Annotated in this window: 18 protein-coding genes; 8 read left to right on the forward strand and 10 right to left on the reverse strand. The window is 69.0% G+C overall.

Features of this window, described 5'->3' with window-relative positions:
• Window positions 1-75: 75 nt before the first annotated feature.
• From ACNI3K_RS02365 to ACNI3K_RS02380, 4 genes are all read right to left on the reverse strand, one after another.
• Window positions 76-747: an SDR family oxidoreductase gene (locus tag ACNI3K_RS02365; RefSeq protein WP_419390253.1), complete on the reverse strand. Its 672-nt coding sequence runs from the start codon at window positions 745-747 to the stop codon at window positions 76-78.
• A gap of 122 nt (window positions 748-869) precedes the next feature.
• Window positions 870-1,304: a DUF805 domain-containing protein gene (locus ACNI3K_RS02370; RefSeq protein WP_419390254.1), complete on the reverse strand. Its 435-nt coding sequence runs from the start codon at window positions 1,302-1,304 to the stop codon at window positions 870-872.
• A gap of 103 nt (window positions 1,305-1,407) precedes the next feature.
• Complete coding sequence (locus ACNI3K_RS02375; RefSeq protein WP_419390255.1) at window positions 1,408-2,064, reverse strand: LysE family translocator; 657 nt, start codon at window positions 2,062-2,064, stop codon at window positions 1,408-1,410.
• 42 nt (window positions 2,065-2,106) lie between these two features.
• Window positions 2,107-2,589, reverse strand: coding sequence for a DUF805 domain-containing protein (locus ACNI3K_RS02380; RefSeq protein WP_419390256.1), 483 nt, complete (start codon window positions 2,587-2,589; stop codon window positions 2,107-2,109).
• A 184-nt stretch (window positions 2,590-2,773) separates the two neighbouring features.
• Between ACNI3K_RS02380 and ACNI3K_RS02385 the strand changes: the two genes are divergently transcribed.
• Window positions 2,774-4,078: an MFS transporter gene (locus tag ACNI3K_RS02385; protein WP_419390257.1), complete on the forward strand. Its 1,305-nt coding sequence runs from the start codon at window positions 2,774-2,776 to the stop codon at window positions 4,076-4,078.
• Between the two features lie 116 nt (window positions 4,079-4,194).
• On the opposite strand, the gene ACNI3K_RS02390 is transcribed toward ACNI3K_RS02385, so the two are convergent.
• From ACNI3K_RS02390 to ACNI3K_RS02400, 3 genes are all read right to left on the reverse strand, one after another.
• A complete protein-coding gene (locus tag ACNI3K_RS02390; RefSeq protein ID WP_419390258.1) occupies window positions 4,195-5,097 on the reverse strand; it encodes an endonuclease domain-containing protein in 903 nt (300 codons plus the stop codon).
• Between the two features lie 158 nt (window positions 5,098-5,255).
• Window positions 5,256-5,735, reverse strand: coding sequence for a hypothetical protein (locus ACNI3K_RS02395; protein ID WP_419390259.1), 480 nt, complete (start codon window positions 5,733-5,735; stop codon window positions 5,256-5,258).
• A complete protein-coding gene (locus ACNI3K_RS02400) occupies window positions 5,735-7,204 on the reverse strand; it encodes a CCA tRNA nucleotidyltransferase (RefSeq protein WP_419391089.1) in 1,470 nt (489 codons plus the stop codon). The genes ACNI3K_RS02395 and ACNI3K_RS02400 overlap by 1 nt, the downstream gene beginning before the upstream one ends.
• An 85-nt stretch (window positions 7,205-7,289) precedes the next feature.
• Here ACNI3K_RS02400 and ACNI3K_RS02405 point away from each other — a divergent pair, with 85 nt between their 5' ends.
• The 7 genes from ACNI3K_RS02405 (at window position 7,290) to ACNI3K_RS02435 (ending at window position 16,845) form a co-directional block, all read left to right on the forward strand.
• Window positions 7,290-7,853, forward strand: coding sequence for an NUDIX hydrolase (locus tag ACNI3K_RS02405; RefSeq protein ID WP_419390260.1), 564 nt, complete (start codon window positions 7,290-7,292; stop codon window positions 7,851-7,853).
• Window positions 7,850-9,955 carry a DUF6049 family protein gene (locus ACNI3K_RS02410; RefSeq protein ID WP_419390261.1) on the forward strand — a complete coding sequence of 702 codons (2,106 nt, stop codon included), beginning with the start codon at window positions 7,850-7,852 and terminating at the stop codon, window positions 9,953-9,955. Before ACNI3K_RS02405 ends, ACNI3K_RS02410 begins: the two co-directional genes overlap by 4 nt.
• Window positions 9,948-11,633, forward strand: coding sequence for a murein biosynthesis integral membrane protein MurJ (murJ, locus tag ACNI3K_RS02415; RefSeq protein WP_419390262.1), 1,686 nt, complete (start codon window positions 9,948-9,950; stop codon window positions 11,631-11,633). Before ACNI3K_RS02410 ends, murJ begins: the two co-directional genes overlap by 8 nt.
• Window positions 11,634-11,679: 46 nt before the next feature.
• Window positions 11,680-13,053 (forward strand): protein kinase family protein, encoded by a 1,374-nt coding sequence (locus tag ACNI3K_RS02420; protein WP_419390263.1) that lies wholly within the window; start codon window positions 11,680-11,682, stop codon window positions 13,051-13,053.
• A gap of 62 nt (window positions 13,054-13,115) precedes the next feature.
• Window positions 13,116-14,480, forward strand: coding sequence for a thioredoxin-disulfide reductase (gene trxB / locus ACNI3K_RS02425; RefSeq protein ID WP_419390264.1), 1,365 nt, complete (start codon window positions 13,116-13,118; stop codon window positions 14,478-14,480).
• A 102-nt stretch (window positions 14,481-14,582) separates the two neighbouring features.
• Window positions 14,583-15,884, forward strand: coding sequence for an aminotransferase-like domain-containing protein (locus tag ACNI3K_RS02430; protein WP_419390265.1), 1,302 nt, complete (start codon window positions 14,583-14,585; stop codon window positions 15,882-15,884).
• A gap of 31 nt (window positions 15,885-15,915) precedes the next feature.
• Window positions 15,916-16,845, forward strand: coding sequence for a D-alanine--D-alanine ligase family protein (locus tag ACNI3K_RS02435; protein ID WP_419390266.1), 930 nt, complete (start codon window positions 15,916-15,918; stop codon window positions 16,843-16,845).
• A 34-nt stretch (window positions 16,846-16,879) separates the two neighbouring features.
• Here ACNI3K_RS02435 and ACNI3K_RS02440 read toward each other — a convergent pair whose 3' ends face one another.
• The 3 genes from ACNI3K_RS02440 to rsmG form a co-directional block, all read right to left on the reverse strand.
• Entirely contained in the window at window positions 16,880-17,890 is a 1,011-nt protein-coding gene (locus tag ACNI3K_RS02440) for a ParB/RepB/Spo0J family partition protein (protein ID WP_419390267.1), read from the reverse strand.
• Window positions 17,887-18,903 (reverse strand): ParA family protein, encoded by a 1,017-nt coding sequence (locus ACNI3K_RS02445; protein ID WP_419390268.1) that lies wholly within the window; start codon window positions 18,901-18,903, stop codon window positions 17,887-17,889. Before ACNI3K_RS02445 ends, ACNI3K_RS02440 begins: the two co-directional genes overlap by 4 nt.
• Window positions 18,904-19,098: 195 nt before the next feature.
• The gene (gene rsmG, locus ACNI3K_RS02450; RefSeq protein ID WP_419390269.1) at window positions 19,099-19,776 is read right to left on the reverse strand and encodes a 16S rRNA (guanine(527)-N(7))-methyltransferase RsmG; all 678 of its coding nucleotides are present in this window, start codon (window positions 19,774-19,776) and stop codon (window positions 19,099-19,101) included.
• Window positions 19,777-19,788 lie beyond the last annotated feature (12 nt).

Consider the following 19,788-nt stretch of genomic DNA (forward strand, 5'->3'; position numbering starts at 1 on the left):
GCTTCTCGGCAGTCATTCGGTGCCGGATCAGCCCTGGATGTCAGCCCTCAACGACTGCCAGCGCGTTCGTTGTGCCTACGCGACCTCGCGCTCGATCGCTGCCGGGATCGACGTCTCGCCGCTCACGACCTCCCACTGCTTGCCCGCCGTGGCGGGCTGGTCCAGGCAGTCGGCGAGCACGTGCGCCACGTCGGAGCGCGGGATCTGGCCGCGCTCGACCGACTCGGCGAGGGCGACCTTGCCGGTGGCCGCGCCGTCGGTGAGGCCTCCCGGGCGAACGATGGTCCAGTCAAGCCCCGAGTCGCGCAGAGCGGCATCGGCGTCGCGCTTGGCGTCGACATAGGCCTTCCACACGGGCTCGGTGTCGTCGGGCACCGGGTTGTCCACGCCGATCGCAGAGACCTGCACGAACCGGTCGATGCCGGCCGCCTTCGCGCCCGCGATGGACTTGAGGGATCCCTCGAGATCGACGGTGCGCTTGCGGTCGATGTTGCCGTCGGGGCCGCCGCCGGCCGCGAACACCACGGCGTCGCAACCCTCGAAGGCCTTGGCGAAGTCGTCCTCCGAGGCGGCCTCAATGTCGAGTTCCCGCGGTTCCGTGCCGAGCGCCGCCAGTTCGAGCAGCTGCTCTTGCTTGCGCGCGAGCGGGACCACGGCCTTGCCGCGACCCTTCAGGATCGGGATGAGGTGCAGTGCGACCTTGCCGTGGCCGCCCACAATGGCGATGCGTTGGGGAGTAGTGGTCATCCCACCACCATGCCCCGTGCGCGGCCAAGATGCACGTTCGTTCGCGCTTAGTGGAAGTGGGGATGGCGCAATGGAAGCGGGAACAGCCACCGTGCGGCCGATGCGCGGGCTGGCTCAGTCCTTCAGACGCCTTCCCGCTCATCGGCCTTCGGATCCCGGCCCCAACGGTTCGTCTGGCGCTCGGAGTCCGCGAGCGCCATCGCGAGGGGCACGATGCCGAGCCCCACGACGGCCAGCCATAGCCAGTGGCCCGACCTCCCCGTGTCGTGCAGGCGGCGGGCCCACACGCCGCACAGCGGCAGCGCAAGAGTCAGCAGCGCCAGCGCCGTGAGTCCCAGCAGCACCAGGTGAATCGCCAGTCCGCCCAGGGACGCATCGCCAGTCTCCGGATCCGCAGTCTGAAGCGTCATCAGTGCCGCAATGAACGCCAGCCCGAACCCGACGGCCGCGATGAACACGCTGAAGAGGAAGAAGAGCCAGAATTCGGCCCGGGTCGCTCTGCCGTCGAAGGCCGCATACTGACGAAAGCCGCTCTTGATGGCCTGCCCGAAACCCACTGTCGACCTCCCTGCGCGTGGGGAACTCGGTCTCCTGCGAGGGTAACTCCGCGTCCCGCCTCGATGCGCGTCGCGCAGCCGAGGCGGGCGCTGGGCCTGCGATCTAGGCGGCGCGGCGCGACGCCATCAGCACCACGCCGAGCGCCGCGAGCATCCCGCCGCCGGCCGCCCTGACGTGTGCCACGCGCCGGGGTGAGGAGGCGACCCAGCCGCGTGCCCGCGCGGCCGCGAGCGCCCACACGGAGTCGACGAGCACCGCCATCAGCGCGAACACCAACCCGAGCATTAGTATCTGCGACCACGCGGGGCCGCTGGTGGCCACGACGAACTGCGGCAACACCGCCACCATGAAGACGAGGGTCTTGGGGTTGGCGACGCCCACCGTGAAGGACTCGGCCAGCGCACGCCTCGCGCTGAGCGCGCGGGGTGACCCACCTTCGGCCTTGACCGCGCCCGGATCGGTCAGGCCATCGTGCCGGTGGCGGATCGCCTGCACCCCGAGAAACACCAGGTAGATGCCGCCCGCGATCTTGAGCACCGTGAAGGCCGTCGCCGACGCTGCGACGAGCGCTCCGATGCCCGCCGCGACCGCCACCGCGTGCACTACGAAGCCGCCAGCATTGCCCACGACCGACAGCAGCGCCCCGCGGCGCCCGTGCTGGAGCGCGCGGCCCACGATGAACAGCACACTCGGTCCGGGCAGCGCCACCAGCGCCGAGGACACCGCGACAAAGGCCAGCAACGTCTCTCCGGTGATCATGCGCTCCAACCTAGCCCGGGCATCGGTCGGTTGCCAGGGTGTCTACTGACGCGGCAGGTAGCCGCCGGGAACCTGGCCGGGCGGCGCGTACGCGCCGAGCGGCCCGCGCTCCACTGCCTTGGGGTCATGCCCCCACCGGTTGGTGCCCTGCTCGGAGTCGAAGATCGCCATGATGAGCGGCACAAGTCCCAGGCTCACGAGGTTCAGCCACAGCCAGTGACCCGACTGGCCCATGTCATGGAGGCGGCGCGCCCACGCCGTGTACAACGGGATGACCAGCGCGAGCGACGCGATCACCACCACGCCGATCGCTCCGAAGAACAGCGCCTGCTCGGCTGCCGTGGGGTCGTCCCCACCCTCCGAGGTCGGGAGCACCGTCAGGGCGATCACCAGAATCAGTGCGAAGCCGAGGACGCTGACCACCTGGGCGAAGAGGTAGAAGAACCAGAACTCCGCGCGGCGTGCGCGGCCAGAGAAGGTCGCGTACTTGTCAAAGCAGGTTTTGATTGCCTGTCCGAAACCCACGGCGACTCCTCGTAGCAGTGACCCGCACTTGGCGGCTGATCGCGAGCGTAGCGGCTGGCAGCTTCCAGGTCCATGGTGCGATCTGTCGCACCGCACCTGGGTTCGGGAAGGGCTGCTCGCCCCCGCATCGGCAGCCTTCCGCGCTGTGCTCCAGCGCGGCCAGCGCTGGCCCTAGGCTGACGCCATGTCGTTCGCGCGCGATCTGTCCCGGCTGTGGCGCTCCGACGGCTTTCGGCGGCTGACATATGTGCGGCTGCTGTCGCAGGGCGGCGACGGGATGTTCCAGGTGGGCATCGCTGCGGCGTTCTTCTTCGATCCGACCCAGGCGGCGACCCCGGGCGCGATCGCCGCCGGATTCGCCGTGCTGCTCGCGCCCTTCACTCTCGTGGGCCCCTTCGTGGGGCCGCTGATCGACCGGTGGCAGCGTCAGCGCATCCTGATGGTCGGCAACATCGTGCGGCTCGGGCTGGTCGCGGCCATCTGTGCCCTGCTGGTCGCGGACCTGCCCGTGTGGACGCTCTACGTGGCGGCGCTGCTCACGCTATCCGTCAACCGGTTCCTGCTGGCATCGATCACGGCGGGCCTGCCGCGCGTGGTGGACCGGGAGGACCTCCTCGCCGCGAACGCGATCCAGCCCACTCTTGGCACCATCGCCGCTGCCGTGGGCGGCGCGGTGGGCGGCATCGTCACGTTCATCGCCCCGCAGGCCACGGATACCAGCCTGGCGCTCTGGGCACTCGCCGCCGGAGGAGCGGCCTTTGGCCTCGCTGCGTGGGCGACCCTGCTGCTCGGCCGGCGGTCGCTCGGGCCGGTGATCCCGCTCGAGCACCTGAACCTGGCTGCACAGGTGCGCGGGCTCGGCGCCGAACTGGGCACCGCGGTGCGCTACCTGCGCGCCCGTGTCACGCCGTTTCACGCGCTGCTCGTGATGGCGGCGCAGCGGCTGCTGTACGGAGTCATGTTCGTCGCCTCGATCCTCATCTCACGGCATGTCCTGGGGGATCCGGACCGGCCCGAGCAGGCTCTGGGGAACTTCACTCTCGTCGTGGCATTCGCTGCGGTCGGGTTTGGGCTCGCGGCAGTGCTGACGCCGGTGTTCGGCTCGCGCTTCACCCGGCACCAGTGGATCGTGCTGTGCCTGGTCGTCGGTGCCGTGGGCCAGACGGCGCTCGCGATCTCGACGCAGCCGTGGGCGCTGTTCTCTGCTGCGGTGGTGGTGAGCTTCGCCGTGCAGGGGGGCAAGATCGCGGTGGACACCATCGTGCAGCGCGACACGGAGGATTCGGTGCGCGGGCGGGCGTTCACGCTGTACGACATGGCATTCAACGTGGCGTTCATCTCCAGCGCGGTGATCGGCGGACTGGTGCTTCCCGACGACGGCTACTCGCGCGTGGTGATGTCGGTGCTGGTGGCGCTGTACGTGGTGACGGCGCTGGTGTTCGTCCGCGCCCCGCGCGAGCCCTCGCCGGCCCCGGTCCCCACCTCCTAACCCACCGCCCCGCCCACGGCTCCCACGGCTCCCACCGCTCCCACCGCTCCCACCGCAAACTAGGCAACTCATGCTCACGATCAGGGCGGATCGAACGCTCATGAGGCAGCTCGTGCTCACGAACTGCGCCTCAGCAGTGTCGCGAGCGCGATCTCTCGACACCACTCAGGCCTCTCCGTCACGTCCGCGTACCCAAATCTGACCGTTACGATCCCCGCAGCCGTCAGTGCGGCATCGCGGCGTATGTCTCGAAGTCGAGACGCGCTGCCGTCATGGGCCTCGGCGCCATCAAACTCGAACGCCGTGCGGGTCTGCGGGTCATAGGCGTCGAGCCGAAATCGGCCCTCGCGCACTCGCACCCGATGCTGGCGCACGATCGATTCGAAACCCGCGCCGACCAACACCTGCTCGGCCCCCCGCTCTTCGAGATAGCTCTCGACGCCATTGACCGCCAGCTCGCACCGGCGCAGTAGCGAGGCCCGGCCGCGCACGCGCGGCAGCCGCTCCAAGTGCGCTCGGACCGCGTCGGGGTCGACCGCCCCCGATCTCGTAAGGCCGTACAAGAGTTCTGCCTGCTCGCGCTCGGGCGCACGGCCGTACGCGTGAATCAAGGCCAGCGCAGGGTCGACGACGGTCGCGCCGTCACTGCGTGTTGCGAGCAGTGGCGGGCGATAGGTCGAACTCGTGACGAGCACCCACGACGGGGATGGGCGGTGACGCCAGTGGGGAACTAGCAGCTGCACACGGTCGGGAGGTGCCGGCAACAAACGCGCGTCGAAGAGCACGCCCGTCCCTGTCAACGCGCAGCCCGCCGGTCCCCACATGGCGGCCGCATGCGATCTCACGGCCCACGAATCCGCGTGGAGCGCTGCCGCATACCGATCAGGCATCACTCGTACGATCGAACCTCGTTGTACTGCGGCGTCGACTCCGCCTCGGCTGGCGCTCTGGGTCAACTGCGCGAGCGAGAACGAGATCGGTAGCGCCTCCATGTGCGCAATCAGGTCGAGAATTCCCATGGCACAAGGTGCCTCCGGGTGGGCGCTCGTGCCTTGGCGTACGGGTGTGCCTCGTAGACAGGGGCGAGGCCCGGTGGTCTGGGGACGGGGCTTGCATGCAGGTGCGCATCAGTTGCCTCATGAGCGCCCGATGCGCCGTCACCACAGGCGTGAGTTGCCTACTTTGGGGAGGGTGCGGCGCGCAAGGCGAGCAGCAGCCCGTTGCCACCGCATGCCACGGCGTAAGCCAGGAGCCACGCCACCGCCCCAGGCTCCGTCGCCCACACCACCGCCGCGATCGTGGGGAGCACGAAGCCCGCCGCGGGGATCGCCCAACTCCACGAGCCAAGTCCACGGGACACTGCCCGATGCGCCACCACCTGAACGAGGACGCATCCCGCAAGCGCCGCGCTGCCGACGAACAGCAGCCCGGCCGTGCTCCCGGACCCGTCGACCGTGGAGACGAGGATCCCGAAGCCCGAGAACCCCACCGCGGGTACCAGCAGCACGGCGGTCGCGGTGCGCAGCGGGTAGCGCGCGACGACGTGAACACGGCTCTCTCCACGCGCGACCAATGCGCGTCCGGCTACCACGCCGATGCCCAGCCATGCCAGACCGGTGAGCACGGCCAGAGTGCCCCACACCGCCGCCCCGTTCATCAGCCGTTCCTGTCCGCCCACCAGGCCAGCAACTCGGCGCGCGCGCGTTCCTCACCCAGCGGCCCGTGCTCCATGCGCAACTCGAGCATGTGCTTGTAGGCCAACCCCACGTCGCGCCCCGGGCCAATCCCCAAGGTCGACATGATCGCGTTCCCGTCGAGGTCGGGGCGGATCGAGTCCACCTCCTCACGCTCGCGCAACTCGGCGATGCGATCCTCGAGGTCGTCGTACGCAAACGACAGCCGATCGGCCTTGCGGCGGTTGCGAGTGGTGACGTCGGCACGCGTGAGGCGGTGCAACCGCTCGAGCTGGTCGCCCGCGTCGGTGACGTAGCGACGGACGGCGGAGTCCGACCACCGCGCGTCCGCATAGCCGTGGAACCGAAGGTGCAGACCCACCAGGTGCGACACGGCGCGGATGGTGTCCTTGTCGAACCGCAGCGCCTTCATGCGCTTGGTCGCCATCTTCGCGCCCACCACCTCGTGGTGGTGGAAGCTCACTGCACCGCCGGGCTCGAGCCGGCGCGTGGGCGGCTTGCCGATGTCGTGCAGCAGCGCAGCGAGGCGGAGCACCAGGTCGGGGGCGGGCACCGGGCCGTCGGCGCCCGTCTCGAGCGCAATCGCCTGGTCGACGACCGTGAGCGTGTGCTCGTAGACGTCCTTGTGGTGATGGTGCTCGTCCACCTCGAGCTGCAGCGCGGGCAGCTCAGGCAGCACGTGCGCCGCGAGCCCCGAGTCCACTAGCGCGCGCAGGCCTGCGCGGGGAGCGGACCCCAGCATCAGCTTGGTGAGCTCATCGCGCACCCTCTCCGCCGACACAATGTCGATGCGCGAGGCCAGCCGCGACATCGCCGCGAAGGTCGCGGGCTCGATGTCGAAGCCCAGCTGGGAGGCGAACCGCGCGGCGCGCATCATCCGCAATGGGTCGTCGCCGAACGAGATCTCCGGCTCGATCGGCGTGCGCAGCAGCCCGCCGCCCAAGTCCTCGAGGCCGCCGTGGAGGTCCACGAGCTCTCGCGCAGGCAGCCGCACCGCCATTGCGTTGACCGTGAAGTCGCGCCGGGCCAGGTCCCCCTCGAGTGAGTCTCCGAAGGCCACGACCGGCTTGCGCGTCTGGCCGTCGTACTCGTCAGCACGGAACGTGGTGATCTCCACCACCAGGTCGCCGCGGCGGCCGCCGATGGTGCCGAACTCGCGTCCCATGTCCCACGTCGACCGCGTCCAGGTCCGCAGCAGCCGCTCGGTGTCATCCGGGCGCGCCGACGTGGCGAAGTCGAAGTCGGACGAGGACCGCCCCAGGAAGGCGTCCCGGACCGGACCGCCCACGAGCGCGAACTCGTGACCCGCGCGATCGAAGATCTCCGCCAGCTCGAGAATGGACGCGGGCAGCGCCTCCCACAAGGCCGCTGCGCGCCGTCGCAGCAGGTCCATCGGGGGGACGGGAATCGGGTCGCTCACATGCACCAGCATCCCAGACGCTGACTCGTCGACCCTCCCGACAGCCCTCACCGCGCGGCCTGCTCCGGCTCGCCGCCCGCCTCGTTAGAGTTGGCGCATGTCCCATCCGTCCAATCCGCGCCCCGGCGCGACGCCTCGCCCGCCCGCGGGACACGCGTTGCGCCAGCGCCGGAGCGGGCAGTCTCGCGACGACGGGCACGTGCAGCGCGCAGCACAGCTCCCGGTCTCGAACGAGACCTCGGCGGGAGGCATCGCGGTCAGCGTCCAGGGCGGTGTCGCCCTGGCGGCCTGCATCGGCCGCCGCAACCGTGCAGGCCGGCTCGAATGGTGTCTGCCCAAGGGCCACATCGAAGGTGTGGAGACGCCGGAGGAGGCCGCCATCCGCGAGGTGGCCGAGGAGACGGGCATCAACGCGGAGATCATTCAGCCCATCGGGGTCATCGACTACTGGTTCACCGGCGACGACCGCCGCGTCCACAAGGTCGTGCACCACTTCCTGCTCGAGGCCAAGGACGGGATCATCACCACCGAAAACGACCCTGACCACGAGGCCGAGGTGGCCGAGTGGATTCCCGTCGCCGACCTGGGCAGCCGCCTCGCGTTCCCCAACGAGCGCAAGATGGCACAGGTCGCGGCCCAGCTGCTGGCGATCACGACGTGAAGCACGGTTTCGCCGCGATAGCGGCGGGCGTCGCGATGCTCCTCGCCGCCGCCCCCGCCGCCGCGGGGGCCCTCCCTTCCGACCTCGTCGCACATGCGGCCGATGCGGGCGCCAGTTCCGCGCGCTCGACACCGACGGCGGTGGACCAGCAATCCGTCACCACCCAGCTGGTGGCTCTCGCGTCCGGCGCTCTCGATCCCTCGTCGCGGATGAGCGCGACCGTCACCGCCACCAACAGGTCCACGATGGACGTGGAGGACGCGGTTCTCGAGCTCGCGCTGACCGAGCGCCCCCTCGCCGACCGTGCCGCGCTCGATGCGTTCCTTGCCGACCCCTCGTCGGTCGAGTCGCGGCTCGCGGCTCAGGAGCCCGAGTCGCCCGTCGATCAGGTCTCCAGCCCGGTGGCGACTGGCGGCGTGTCGTCAGAGGTGGAAGGCGCGGACTCCGCGTCGGAAGCCGTCGGGTCCACGATCGCCGCGGGGGCGTCTCGTACGTTCACCATTGGCGCGAGCCCAGACGAGCTAGGCCTTCCATCCGGCCGCTGGGGTGTGTGGGGGGCGGTTCTCACGCTCCGAACGCCGGCGGGGGACGTGTTCGTCGACGCAATCCCGCTCACCTGGCAGGGCGCTGAGGTCCCGCAACTCGACCTCTCCGTGCTGACGCTGGCGGAGGGCACGGAGAGCAGCGCCGCGACGGTGCTCGGAGCCGCGAACATCCCCGGCGTCGCGAGCGCCGTCGACCCCACCCTCGTGACCAACGCCGTGGCATTCGACGCCGGACTGGTCGAGCGGGAGACCTGGCGGCTCGCCAGCGGATCGCCGGACCTGACCTCGCTCGCGCGCGCGGAACAGACGTCCCTGATGGAGCTCGCGCTGTCGCTCCCAGCCGCCACCAACCTGGCCAGCATCGGGCGCGCTCGATGGCTCGCTGTTCCCGCCGCGATCGATGCGACGTCCACCGAGGCTGCGGCGGCGCTGGGTGCCCGCGCGACGCTCGCCCTGCCGGATGCGGCCGGCTACGCGGAGCTCGCCGACACGGCCGATGCGGCGTTGGTCCAGGACGATGACGCGCTTGTCCTCGTCCCCGACGCGGGTCTGACCGACGCTCTCTCGCAGTACCGGCCGGGCACTGAGGCTGCCGAGGCCCGTGCGATCGCCGAGTCTGCATTGCTCGCTGAGGAGGTCGATGGCGACCCCGTGCTGGCGGTGCTCGCGGACACGTGGCGGCCGTCGTCGGCGGAGCCCTCTGCGGTCCTTGAAGCCTTGATGACGGCACCCTGGGTGCAGCCGCTGCCGGTGTCCGACCTGCTCGACACAGATCCGGTCGACGTGGAGTTGCCTGCGAACCTCGCGACGGAGGCCGATCTGCCGGCCGAGGATGTCGCCGCGCTCGTGGGAACCCTGGAAGACCTCACGACGCTCGCCCACGCGACCACTGATCCCGACGCCGCGCTTGCCGACTGGGGCGCGGAGCTGCTGGGGGCTGCCGAAGTGTCGCTGCGCGACAACCCGGGGGTGAGGGACGCCGCCATCGCTGCCGCGCTCGCTCAGGCCGAGACGACGCTCGCCTCGCTGCGCATCGCCGAGAGCTCCGACCTAAACCTCCTCGCGGAGACGGGCGAAATACCCGTCACCGTCGTCAATGACCTCGACCACGAGGTGAGAGTGCGCGTGGACCTCACCAGCTTCTCGCCCAACCTGCAGGTGCTCGAGGATCCCACGATCACCGTCCCGGCGAACGAGGAGCAGGCCGCTCTGGTCCGCGTGGAGGCGGTGTCCAGCGACAACGTCTCTGTGTCCGTGGCCCTACGCAGCACCGAGGGAGCACCAGTGGGCGAGGGCCAGACCTTCGCCGTCAGGGTCCGCGCCGATTGGGGCAATGCCGCGACAGCCGTGTTCTCAGTGGTGCTCGTGCTGCTGCTTGTCGCGGGGCTCGTGAGGACCGCCCGCCGCGGGCGTCGCGACACCCGCGCGGAGCCGGCGCCGGCGCCCGCCACAGCGCCGGACCCGGAGGCGGAGAACTCCGATCCGTTCGACGAGGAGCCCACCGACCCCGGCGACGCTGCCGACCCCGGCGGCCCCGAACGGACCGCGCGTGACTGACTTCCCCGAGCCCGCATCGGGCCCTGAGGAACGTCCGCGGCCGTCACTCGGGCGTGCGAGCGCAGTGATGGCCTCGGGCACCGCGACCTCCCGCGTATTGGGCCTGGTGCGAAACTCGCTGCTCGTTGCGGCCATCGGCCTTAACGCGGATGCGGCGAACGCGTACGACATCGCCAACCGGCTCCCGAATGCCTTCTTCGCGATCCTCGCGGCGGGTGTCCTCAACGCCGCCCTGGTGCCGCAGATTGTCAAGGCGCTGCATCGTGAGGGCGGCGAGCAGACTGTTCACCGGATCCTCACTATCGGCGGCGTCATCACCCTGGGCGCGACTCTCGCGTTCACGTTCACCGCCCAAGTGTGGGTGGGCCTCTACACCGAGGGCTGGCCGCCGGAGCTGCTCGCGCTCGCCACCGCTTTCGCGTACTGGTGCATCCCGCAGCTGTTCTTCTATGGGCTGTACACGCTGCTGGGCCAGGTGCTCAACGCGAAATCGCAGTTCGGTCCCTTCATGTGGTCGCCGGTGCTCAACAACGTGGTGTCGATCGCCGGGCTCGTGGCCTTCCTGGCCTTCTTCGGGCCATTCGACGAGGCGAACCCGCTCGCCCCCGAAGAGTGGACGCCGGCGGCCATCGCCGTCATCGGCGGCACGGCGACGCTCGGCATCGCGGCTCAGGCGCTGATCCTCATCATCCCGCTGGTCCGTGGCGGGTACCGCTATCACTGGAAGTGGCGCGGACCCAAGGGCGAGCTCACGGCGATCGGACGCATCGCAGCCTGGGCCCTGGCGGCCGTGGGCGTCGAGCAGGTGGGCGTGGCCCTCGTGATGAGGGTGGCCGCCGCCGCAGCGACCGCACCTGGCGCCGAACCCGGCGGCGTGATCGCGGGAAACATGGCCTACTTCCAGGCGCTGTCTCTCTATCTGGTGCCCCATTCCGTCGTCACCATCTCGCTCGCGACCGCGATGTACACGACCATGGCAGGTCATGCCGCTAGGAACGAAATGGCCTCGCTCCGGCTCGACCTGTCCCGGGGTCTGAGAACCGTGGGTGTGTTCACCGTCATCGCCACCGCCGGCATGATCCTGTTCGCGCCGTACATCATCCGGGCCTATCTGGTCACGGCGACGGCCGCGGAGGTTCGGTCCGTGGCGTGGGTCATGAGCGCGATGGTCATCGGCCTCGTACCGCTGGGTGCGACGGTGCTGTTCAAGCGCGTCTACTTTGTGCTCGAGGACGCCAAGTCGATCTTCTACATGCACATCCCCATGACCATCGCGTGGGTGGCGATCGCGTACGGCTTCCAAGAGCTCACGGATCCGCGCTGGTGGACGGTCGGGGTAGGGCTCGGCCTCGCGATGTCCAACGTGGTGGGAGTCGTGCTGCGCGCGGGCGGGCTGAGTCGCCGTCTCGGCGGCCTCGACGGGCGCCGAGTGATGACACTGCACGGCAAGGCACTTCTCGCCGCGCTCGCCGCCAGCGCAGTGGTGTGGGGCCTGCTCCTCGCCGTCCCGCCGGCCGAGGAGCTCACGGGCGTCGGCGGACGGTTCGCGGCGGTCGGGGTCGTCGTCGGCGGGGGTGTGATCCTCCTGGCGGTGTACGCCGCCGCGCTGTGGATTCTGCGTGTCGAGGAGGCCAAGGACGCGGCGGGACCGCTCCTGCGACGACTGGGCCGCGGTTAAGATGGTGTCCCCCCGCGAGGGCCAGGCGACACCAGGGAGTTGAGACGTGGAGGCAGGAGCGACGCTCGGTCGCCGCTTCGTTCTGCGTCGCCGCGAGCACCATGATTTGCCCGGCGTGGACCGCTGGGTCGCGCACGACGAACGCCGCCAGCTCGACGTCACCGTCGACCTCCTGACCTCGCTGGCACCGTCAGCGGTGCGCCGGGCGGCCGTCCGGGCGGCGCAGGTCCGGGACGTCCGTTTCGCCCGAGTCCTGGCCTCCGGGCGCGAGTCAGTAGGTGACGAGCGGATCACCTACGTCGTCACGGAACGCCCCCGCGGAATCCGCATGGACCTGTTCGCCGGCGTGCGCGTGCTCCCCGCCCGACTGGCGGGTTCCGTCGTCGGCGAGACGGCCCGGGCACTCGAGGTGGCGGCCGCCTCCGGCGTCCACCATGGCTACCTGCGCGCCTCGTCGATCACCGTCACGTCGGCCGGCCGCATCGTGATCTCCGGCCTCGACGCGGAAGGCGAGCTCGCGACGCAGGCCGGCCTCGGTCGCGGTCATTCGGAACTGGCCGATGCGGTCGCCTTGGCACGGCTTCACCTCACCTTGGTCACTGGCATGGACCCGGACGAGGTCACTGCCGCAGACGTCCCCACAGCGCTCCCAGCGCCAGCACGAGATCTCGCGCTGGCCACCGTCGCGGGGACGGGGCCGCACACGCTCGCCGCCGTGTCACGCGCCTTGGGTCCGGCCGATGCGGAGGTGCTGCGGTCTGTGCGCGCGGCGATGCGCACGCTGCCCAACGCTCCTGGCGCGGCAGAGCCGCTGCCGCCAGCAAGGTCTGGGCCGGCGGTCGCCGTCACCGACGGCACGCTTGAAACCGCCGCGCACGAGGCCGCGGCTGCCATTGCCGCGGGGCTGGTCGCCCCCGAGGTGGCCGACGAGGTGCGCGCCGACCACGTGGACCGCGCCGCTATCAGGGCCGAGCAGGCGGAGGACGGCCAGGTGCTGGCGGCACCCGAGGTCGCGGCGCAGTACTCGAAGCACACGCGAAGGGTGGTGGCGCGCCAGGCCGACGAACCGCTGGGCCTCGAGACGTGGCAGGAGATCGCCACTGAGCAGAACGCCGAGGTACCGCCGTCAGCGGCGCAGGCCGTGCTGGAGTGGCTCGAGCAGCGGTTCCCCCGCTCGACCGCGCTCAGCACTGCGGCCTCGCAGGCTCGGCACCGGGCACAGAAGCCGGCGCCGATCAACTCCGGGCCGGTGCTGGTCGGGCTGTTCTTCACCGCTACCGTGGTCGTGGCGATCGTGGCTTTCTCGATGCTGACGCAGCCATACGAGCCAGACTTCGAACGCCACAACAATCCACCGGGCTCCTACCCGGAGTTCACGTTCTCGCCATCTCCGTCCCCTAGCGTGTCCGAGGGTGACTGAGACCGCATCGGCCCGTGCCTGTGGCGGGAAGAACCGCACCCTACGATCTGTTACCAAGCCGGATGCCTCAGGCATCCGCACATCAACCTGAAGGAAGCACCGTGAGCGACACCCGCAGCGTCATCATCGTGGGCTCCGGCCCTGCCGGCTACACCGCCGCCATCTACGCCGCTCGAGCGGGCCTGCAGCCGCTCGTCATAGCGGGGTCGATCACGGCTGGCGGTGCCCTCATGAACACCACGGAGGTCGAGAACTTCCCCGGTTTCGTCGACGGTGTCCAGGGACCCGAGCTCATGGAGACCCTGCAGGGCCAGGCGGAGCGGTTCGGCGCGGAGGTGTTGTTCGACGACGCATCGGAGCTCCAGCTCGAAGGTCCGATCAAGTCCGTCAAGACCGCGCTAGGCAAGGAGTTCACTGCTAAGGCCGTGATCCTCGCCACCGGCTCCGCTTACCGCGAGCTGGGCGTGGAGGACGAGAAGCGCCTCTCCGGCAAGGGCGTGAGCTGGTGCGCGACGTGCGATGGGTTCTTCTTCCGCGATCAGGAGGTCGTGGTCGTGGGTGGCGGCGACTCCGCAATGGAGGAGGCGACCTTCTTGACGCGATTCGCGTCCAAGGTCACCATCGTGCACCGCCGAGACGAGTTGCGTGCCTCCAAGATCATGGCCGACCGCGCGAAGAATGACCCCAAGATCGAATTCGCGTGGAACTCTGAAGTGGTGGGGCTCGAGGGCGACGCCAAGGTTTCCGGTGTCCACTTGCGCGACACCGTTACCGGCGAGGAGCGGAGCATCGCCGCGACCGGCGTGTTCGTCGCGATCGGCCACATCCCGCGCTCCGAGCTACTCACGGGCGTGGTGGACACCGACGCCGAGGGCTACGTCCAGGTGGTCGGTCGGACCACCGCGACCAACGTCGACGGCGTGTTCGCGTGCGGGGACTTGGTGGACAACCGCTATCGCCAGGCGATCACCGCCGCCGGCTCGGGTTGCTCGGCCGCCCTGGACGCTCAGCACTACCTGGATGCTCTCGAAGACATCGCGTCCGATGCCCCCGGCACGCCCGAGGTGGTCGCGGTGGAAGAGACGCCTGCAGCCGCCGCTCCGGCCGCACCCGTCGCCGCAACGGAGGACACCTTCCAGGCGGAGGTCATCAGCTCCGACATCCCCGTGATCGTGGACTTCTGGGCCGAGTGGTGCGGTCCGTGCCGCGCCGTTGCCCCCATCCTCGACGAGCTCGCGGAGGAGTACGCCGGGCGCGTCAAGATCGTGAAGGTCGATACCGACGCCAACCCCCAGCTCGCCATGGCCTACGGCGTGACCTCGATCCCCACGATGAATGTCTTCAAAGGCGGCGAGCTCGTTCGCTCGGTCGTGGGCGCGAAGCCCAAGCCGGCCCTGACGGAGTTGTTCGAGGAGATCATCGCCTGACCCTTTTCCCGCTCAAGAGGCCTGGATCGCCCCTCCGGTCCGGGCCTCCGTGCGTACTGACAGGCGTGCGCATCGGCTTGGGGCCATGGGAGACTTGCCAGCATGAACGCACCCGACGGCCCCGGCACGCGACTGGACCCCTGGTTCGACTCGTATGCCGCCCGTGCTCACGCGATGCGCGCCTCGGAGATCCGGGCGCTGTTCTCCGTCGCCAACCGGCCTGAGGTGGTCTCTCTCGCTGGCGGAATGCCCTACATCGGCGGCCTGCCACTCGAGGAGCTGGCCGAGATGACACGGCGTCTGGTGCTCGAGCAGGGCGAGGTCGCGCTGCAGTACGGGTCCGGGCAGGGCGACGAGGGTCTGCGCGAGCACATCACGCAGGTGATGGCGCTCGAGGGCATCTCTGCGCACCCCGACGACGTGGTGGTCACCACCGGCTCTCAGCAGGCACTCGACCTCGTCACCAAGATCTTCATCGACCCTGGTGACGTGGTGGTCGCCGAGGCGCCCTCGTACGTTGGAGCGCTGGGAGTGTTCCGTGCGCACGAGGCCGATGTGGTGCACGTCGCCATGGACGCGGACGGACTGGTGCCGGAGGCGCTCGAGTCGACCTTCGCGCGCCTGAAGTCCGAGGGCAGGCGCGTGAAGTTCCTTTACACGGTGCCGAACTTCCACAACCCCGGTGGAGTGAGCCTGTCCACCGAGCGGCGACCGCGGATCCTGGAGATCTGCCAGCGCTACGGCGTGCTGGTGCTGGAGGACAATCCGTATGGGCTGCTCGGATTCGACCGTGAGCCCGTTCCCGCGCTGAGGTCGATGAGCGAGGAAGGCGTCATCTACCTGGGGTCATTCTCGAAGACCTTCGCCCCGGGTTACCGAGTGGGGTGGGCAGTGGCGCCGCACGCGGTGCGAGAAAAATTGGTGCTCGCCTCGGAAGCCGCAATCCTGTGTCCGTCCAACGCGTCTCAGTTCGCCATCAAGGCCTACCTCAACCACGCCGACTGGCAGGGACAGATCAAGAAGTTCCAGGAGCAGTACCGCGAGCGTCGCGACGCGATGATCACCGCTCTGGAGGAGCACATCCCCGAAGCGTCCTGGAACGTTCCCGACGGCGGCTTCTACGTCTGGGTCAAGCTGCCCAAGGGGCTCAACGCCAAGTCGATGCTTCCTCGGGCGGTCACGGCGCGGGTCGCGTTCGTCCCCGGCACCGCCTTCTACTACGACGGGCAGGGCGCCGACCACATGCGGCTGTCGTACTGCTACCCCACCCCGGATCGGATCAGGGAGGGCGTGCGGCGGCTGTCGACGGTGGTCGACGCCGAGCTCGAGACCGTGCGGATCTTCGGCACCGACGCCGGCGATGACGGCGATACCGTGGACTTCCCGTCGCCCGACCTCGCATGACTGAACTAGACATCGATACCAGGAGGCTCACATGGACGTGCTGATTCTGGCAGGAGGCCTGTCGCACGAGCGCGACGTGTCCATCCGTTCGGGTCGCAGGGTGGCAGAGATTCTGCGGGACCGGGGCATGAAGACGAGGGTCCAGGACGTCGACACCAACCTCCTCGGAACACTATCGTCCCTGGCAGATGGCGTAGTGTGGCCCCTCTTGCACGGGTCCTCCGGCGAGGATGGTTCCCTCCAGGCGCTGCTCGAGCTTGCGGGCGTGCGCTACATCGGCACTCGTTCCAGGCAGGCCCGAGTCGCATGGGTGAAGCCCGTCGCGAAGGCTGTCTACGGGCGCGAAGGCGTGATGACGCCAGACTTCATCACCCTCCCGCAGTCGCTGTTCCGCGAGGTGGGTGCGGAGCAGGTGATGGACGCGATCGTCGCGCGGTTCGGGCTGCCGCTCGTCGTCAAGCCCGCGCGCGGTGGGTCAGCGCTCGGCGTCTCCCTCGTGACGGAGCGGGCGCAGCTGTCTCGCGCGATGGTGCACTGCTTCGCCTACGGCGACAACGCGATGGTGGAGACCGCTATCTCCGGCACGGAGGTGGCGGTGTCCGTGATCGGCACCGGCGCCGAGGCTGCCGCCCTCCCGCCTGTCGAGATCGAATGTGACGGTCCGTACGACTATGACGCCCGGTACAACCCGGGCCGGGTCCAGTACTACACGCCGGCCCGCCTCGATGCCGCCGCCGCGACGCGCGTCACCGAGGCGGCGTTAACAGTCCACCGAGTGATGGGCCTTCGTGATCTCTCCCGCGTGGACATGATCGTCGACCATGACGGCATCCCGCAGGTGCTGGACGTCAACATCGCACCCGGCATGACGGAGACGTCGCTGCTGCCGCAAGCTGCCGTGGCGGACCCTCGCGATATCGGAGAGATCTACGAGCAGATCGCTCGAGCGGCTCTCGTCTGACACGCCAGCACCATCAAGGCCACTGGTAGAGGGCCTACTCGGAGTCGGTCGACCGTGACTGCAGCACGCCCGGATCCTGCGGATCCAACACGGAGACGATCCGGTTGAGATCCTCCACCGACGCGAAGTCGATGGTGATCTTGCCGCGGCTCTTGCCGAGCTGGATCTTCACGCGCGTGTCGAAGCGGTCCCCCAGGCGGGATCCGAGCTCGTCGAGAGCCGCGGTGCGTCCGCCGGCCCTGACCTGTCCTCGGGGAGCCTTGGACTTGTCGACGCCCAGCGTCACTGCCTCTTCAGTGGCGCGGACGGACATTCCCTCCGCCACGACGCGCTGAGCCAGGGTCTCCATGTCGGCCGGGTCCGCGAGGCCTAGAAGCGCCCGCGCATGACCTGCGCTCAGAACTCCTGCCGCCACCCGGCGCTGCACCAGCGGCGGAAGCCGCAGCAGCCGCAGGGTGTTGCTGATCTGCGGTCGCGAGCGGCTGATGCGCTCGGCCAACTGCTCGTGGGTGATGCCAAAGTCGTCGAGGAGCTGCTGATAGGCGGCGGCCTCCTCCAGTGGGTTGAGCTGGCTGCGGTGAAGGTTCTCCACCAGCGCGTCGCGGAGCATGTCCGTGTCGACAGTGTCCCGAACGATCGCCGGAATCAGGTCGAGACCTGCCTCCTTCGTCGCCCGAAGCCGGCGCTCACCCATGATGAGCTCATAGCCGGTGCCGCTCGGGTGCGGCCGCACGACGATGGGCTGCAGAACGCCGATCTCCTTGATCGAACCGACCAGCTCGGCCATCGCGTCCTCGTCGAAGACGTCACGCGGCTGATGAGGGTTCGGTGTCACCGAATGCGGGTCGATGCTTGCGAACCTGGCTCCCGGCACGGGGAGGAGGTCGACGTCCTCACGCTGGCCGCTCGACTCGAAGAACACGTCGTGCGGGCGCTCCTTGGGCGCGCGCGCGGGTGAGTCGTCAGAGTTTGAGTCGCCCGCGTCGGGCTCGCTCGGAATCAAAGCCCCGAGGCCACGTCCAAGTCCGCGTCTAGTTGTGCTCACTTCTGCTCTCCTGTGTCAGGGGCGGCGCCTCGTGCGGCGATCTCTCTCGCCACCGCCGTGTAGGCCACGGCGCCGGAGGAATGGGGGTCGTGCGTGATGACGGTCTGGCCATAGCTGGGGGCCTCCGATACCCGCACGCTGCGGGGCACCGTGTGCTCGAGCGTCTGGTCCGGGAAGTGGGTGCGCACCTCCGAGGCCACCTCGCGGGCGAGGTTCGTACGGCCATCGAACATGGTCAGCACGATGGTGGAGACCTCGATGTCGCGGTTGAGGTGCTTCTTCACCATCTCTACCGTCTTGATCAGCTGAGTCAGACCCTCGAGTGCGTAGTACTCGCACTGGATGGGGATGAGTACTTCGTGTGCGACCACCATGGCATTGAGAGTCAGCAGGCCCAGGCTGGGCGGGCAATCGATGAAGACGTAGTCGAGCCCCTTGCCGGGTCCGGCGAGCAGGTCCATGATTGCGCCGTGCAGCCGGAACTCGCGGCGCACGATCGACACCATCTCGATGTCGGCCCCGGCGAGGTCGATCGTGGCGGGCACGCACCAGAGCGTCGGTAGATCCGGACAGCGCTGTGCGACATTGGCCATCGGCTCGTCGTCCAGGAGTACCTCATAAATGGAGGGGGTCCCCGACCGATGGTCGACGCCAAGGGCTGTCGAGGCATTGCCCTGGGGGTCCGCGTCGACCACCAATACGTTGGCGCCGCGCTTGGCCAGCGCCGCCGCGATATTCACGGTTGACGTCGTCTTGCCGACGCCGCCCTTCTGATTCGAGACGGCGATCACACGCGTCTTCGGCGGCCTGGGAAAGTCAGCTCTTTCGAGCTCGCGCCGGAGACGCTCAGTCGCGATGAGCTCGTTCGCGAGAGGGCTTCCCTCGTCCTCGGCGAGGCCTTCGAACCCCTCCGATGTTTCACGTGAAACCGTCGGCTCGTCCCGCGTCACGCGACCCGCAACATCCGGCGCGTTGGTGCCTGCTGTCGCCGCACCGATCGAGGGATCTGACACTTTCGTCCTTCCGCTGGTTTCACGTGAAACATCGTGCATCGTTACCGCACCCGCCCGACTCTACCGGCTTCGCTCGAGCGGCGTCCCCTGTGGATGAACATGTGGGAGAACCTCCATTCCCCGTATGAAACCCCTGTGGATAACGCTGGGGACAGAATTCCGAAGCTCGTGGGCTTCGTTCTCGCGGGGGATCTCTCAGGCAGCTCGGCGAAGCCGAACAACGGTCGTCGGCTCAAGTCCGGCGAGCGTAGGGGCCGACTCGACGGAGCCGGTCAGCCCAAACTTGCGCAGCACATACTTGGCGCGATCCAGCTCCTCCGGCGCGCTTCTGCCCTTCAGCAACGCCATCTCGCCACCCGCGGTCAGCAGGGGTGCGCACCACTTGACGAGCCGGTCGATAGGGGCCACTGCGCGGGCGGTGATGACGTCCCCCTCGACTGCCTCGCTCACCTCCTCGGCTCGACCGCGCACCACCGTGACATTCTCGATGCCGCATTCGCGAGCGGCTTCGAATAGCCACGTGGTCCGGCGCTCCATCGGCTCCACCAGGACTACCCGTCGCTCGGGAAGCATGGCAGCAATCACCAATCCCGGGAGCCCCGCGCCGGAGCCGACATCGACGATCGTGCCGTCACCGAGGAATGGGGCCACGGCGGCTGAGTTGAGGATATGGCGCTCCCACAGTCGTCCGATCTCGCGGGGACCGATGAGCCCACGAAGTACGCCTTGGTCGGCCAGCATGATCGCGTACCGCTCGACCCGCGGGTAGGCGTCGCCGAAGTACTCGCGGACGGCCTCTGTCTGGTGCAGGGGATCGTCGTTGAGGTCGGCTTCGGTGCTTTGTGCACCCTGGCCCTCGGCGTCGCCGTTCACGATCCGGTCCGT

It is taken from the genome of Demequina ureilytica, from assembly GCF_048553575.1.
Classification (GTDB): Bacteria; Actinomycetota; Actinomycetes; order Actinomycetales; family Demequinaceae; genus Demequina.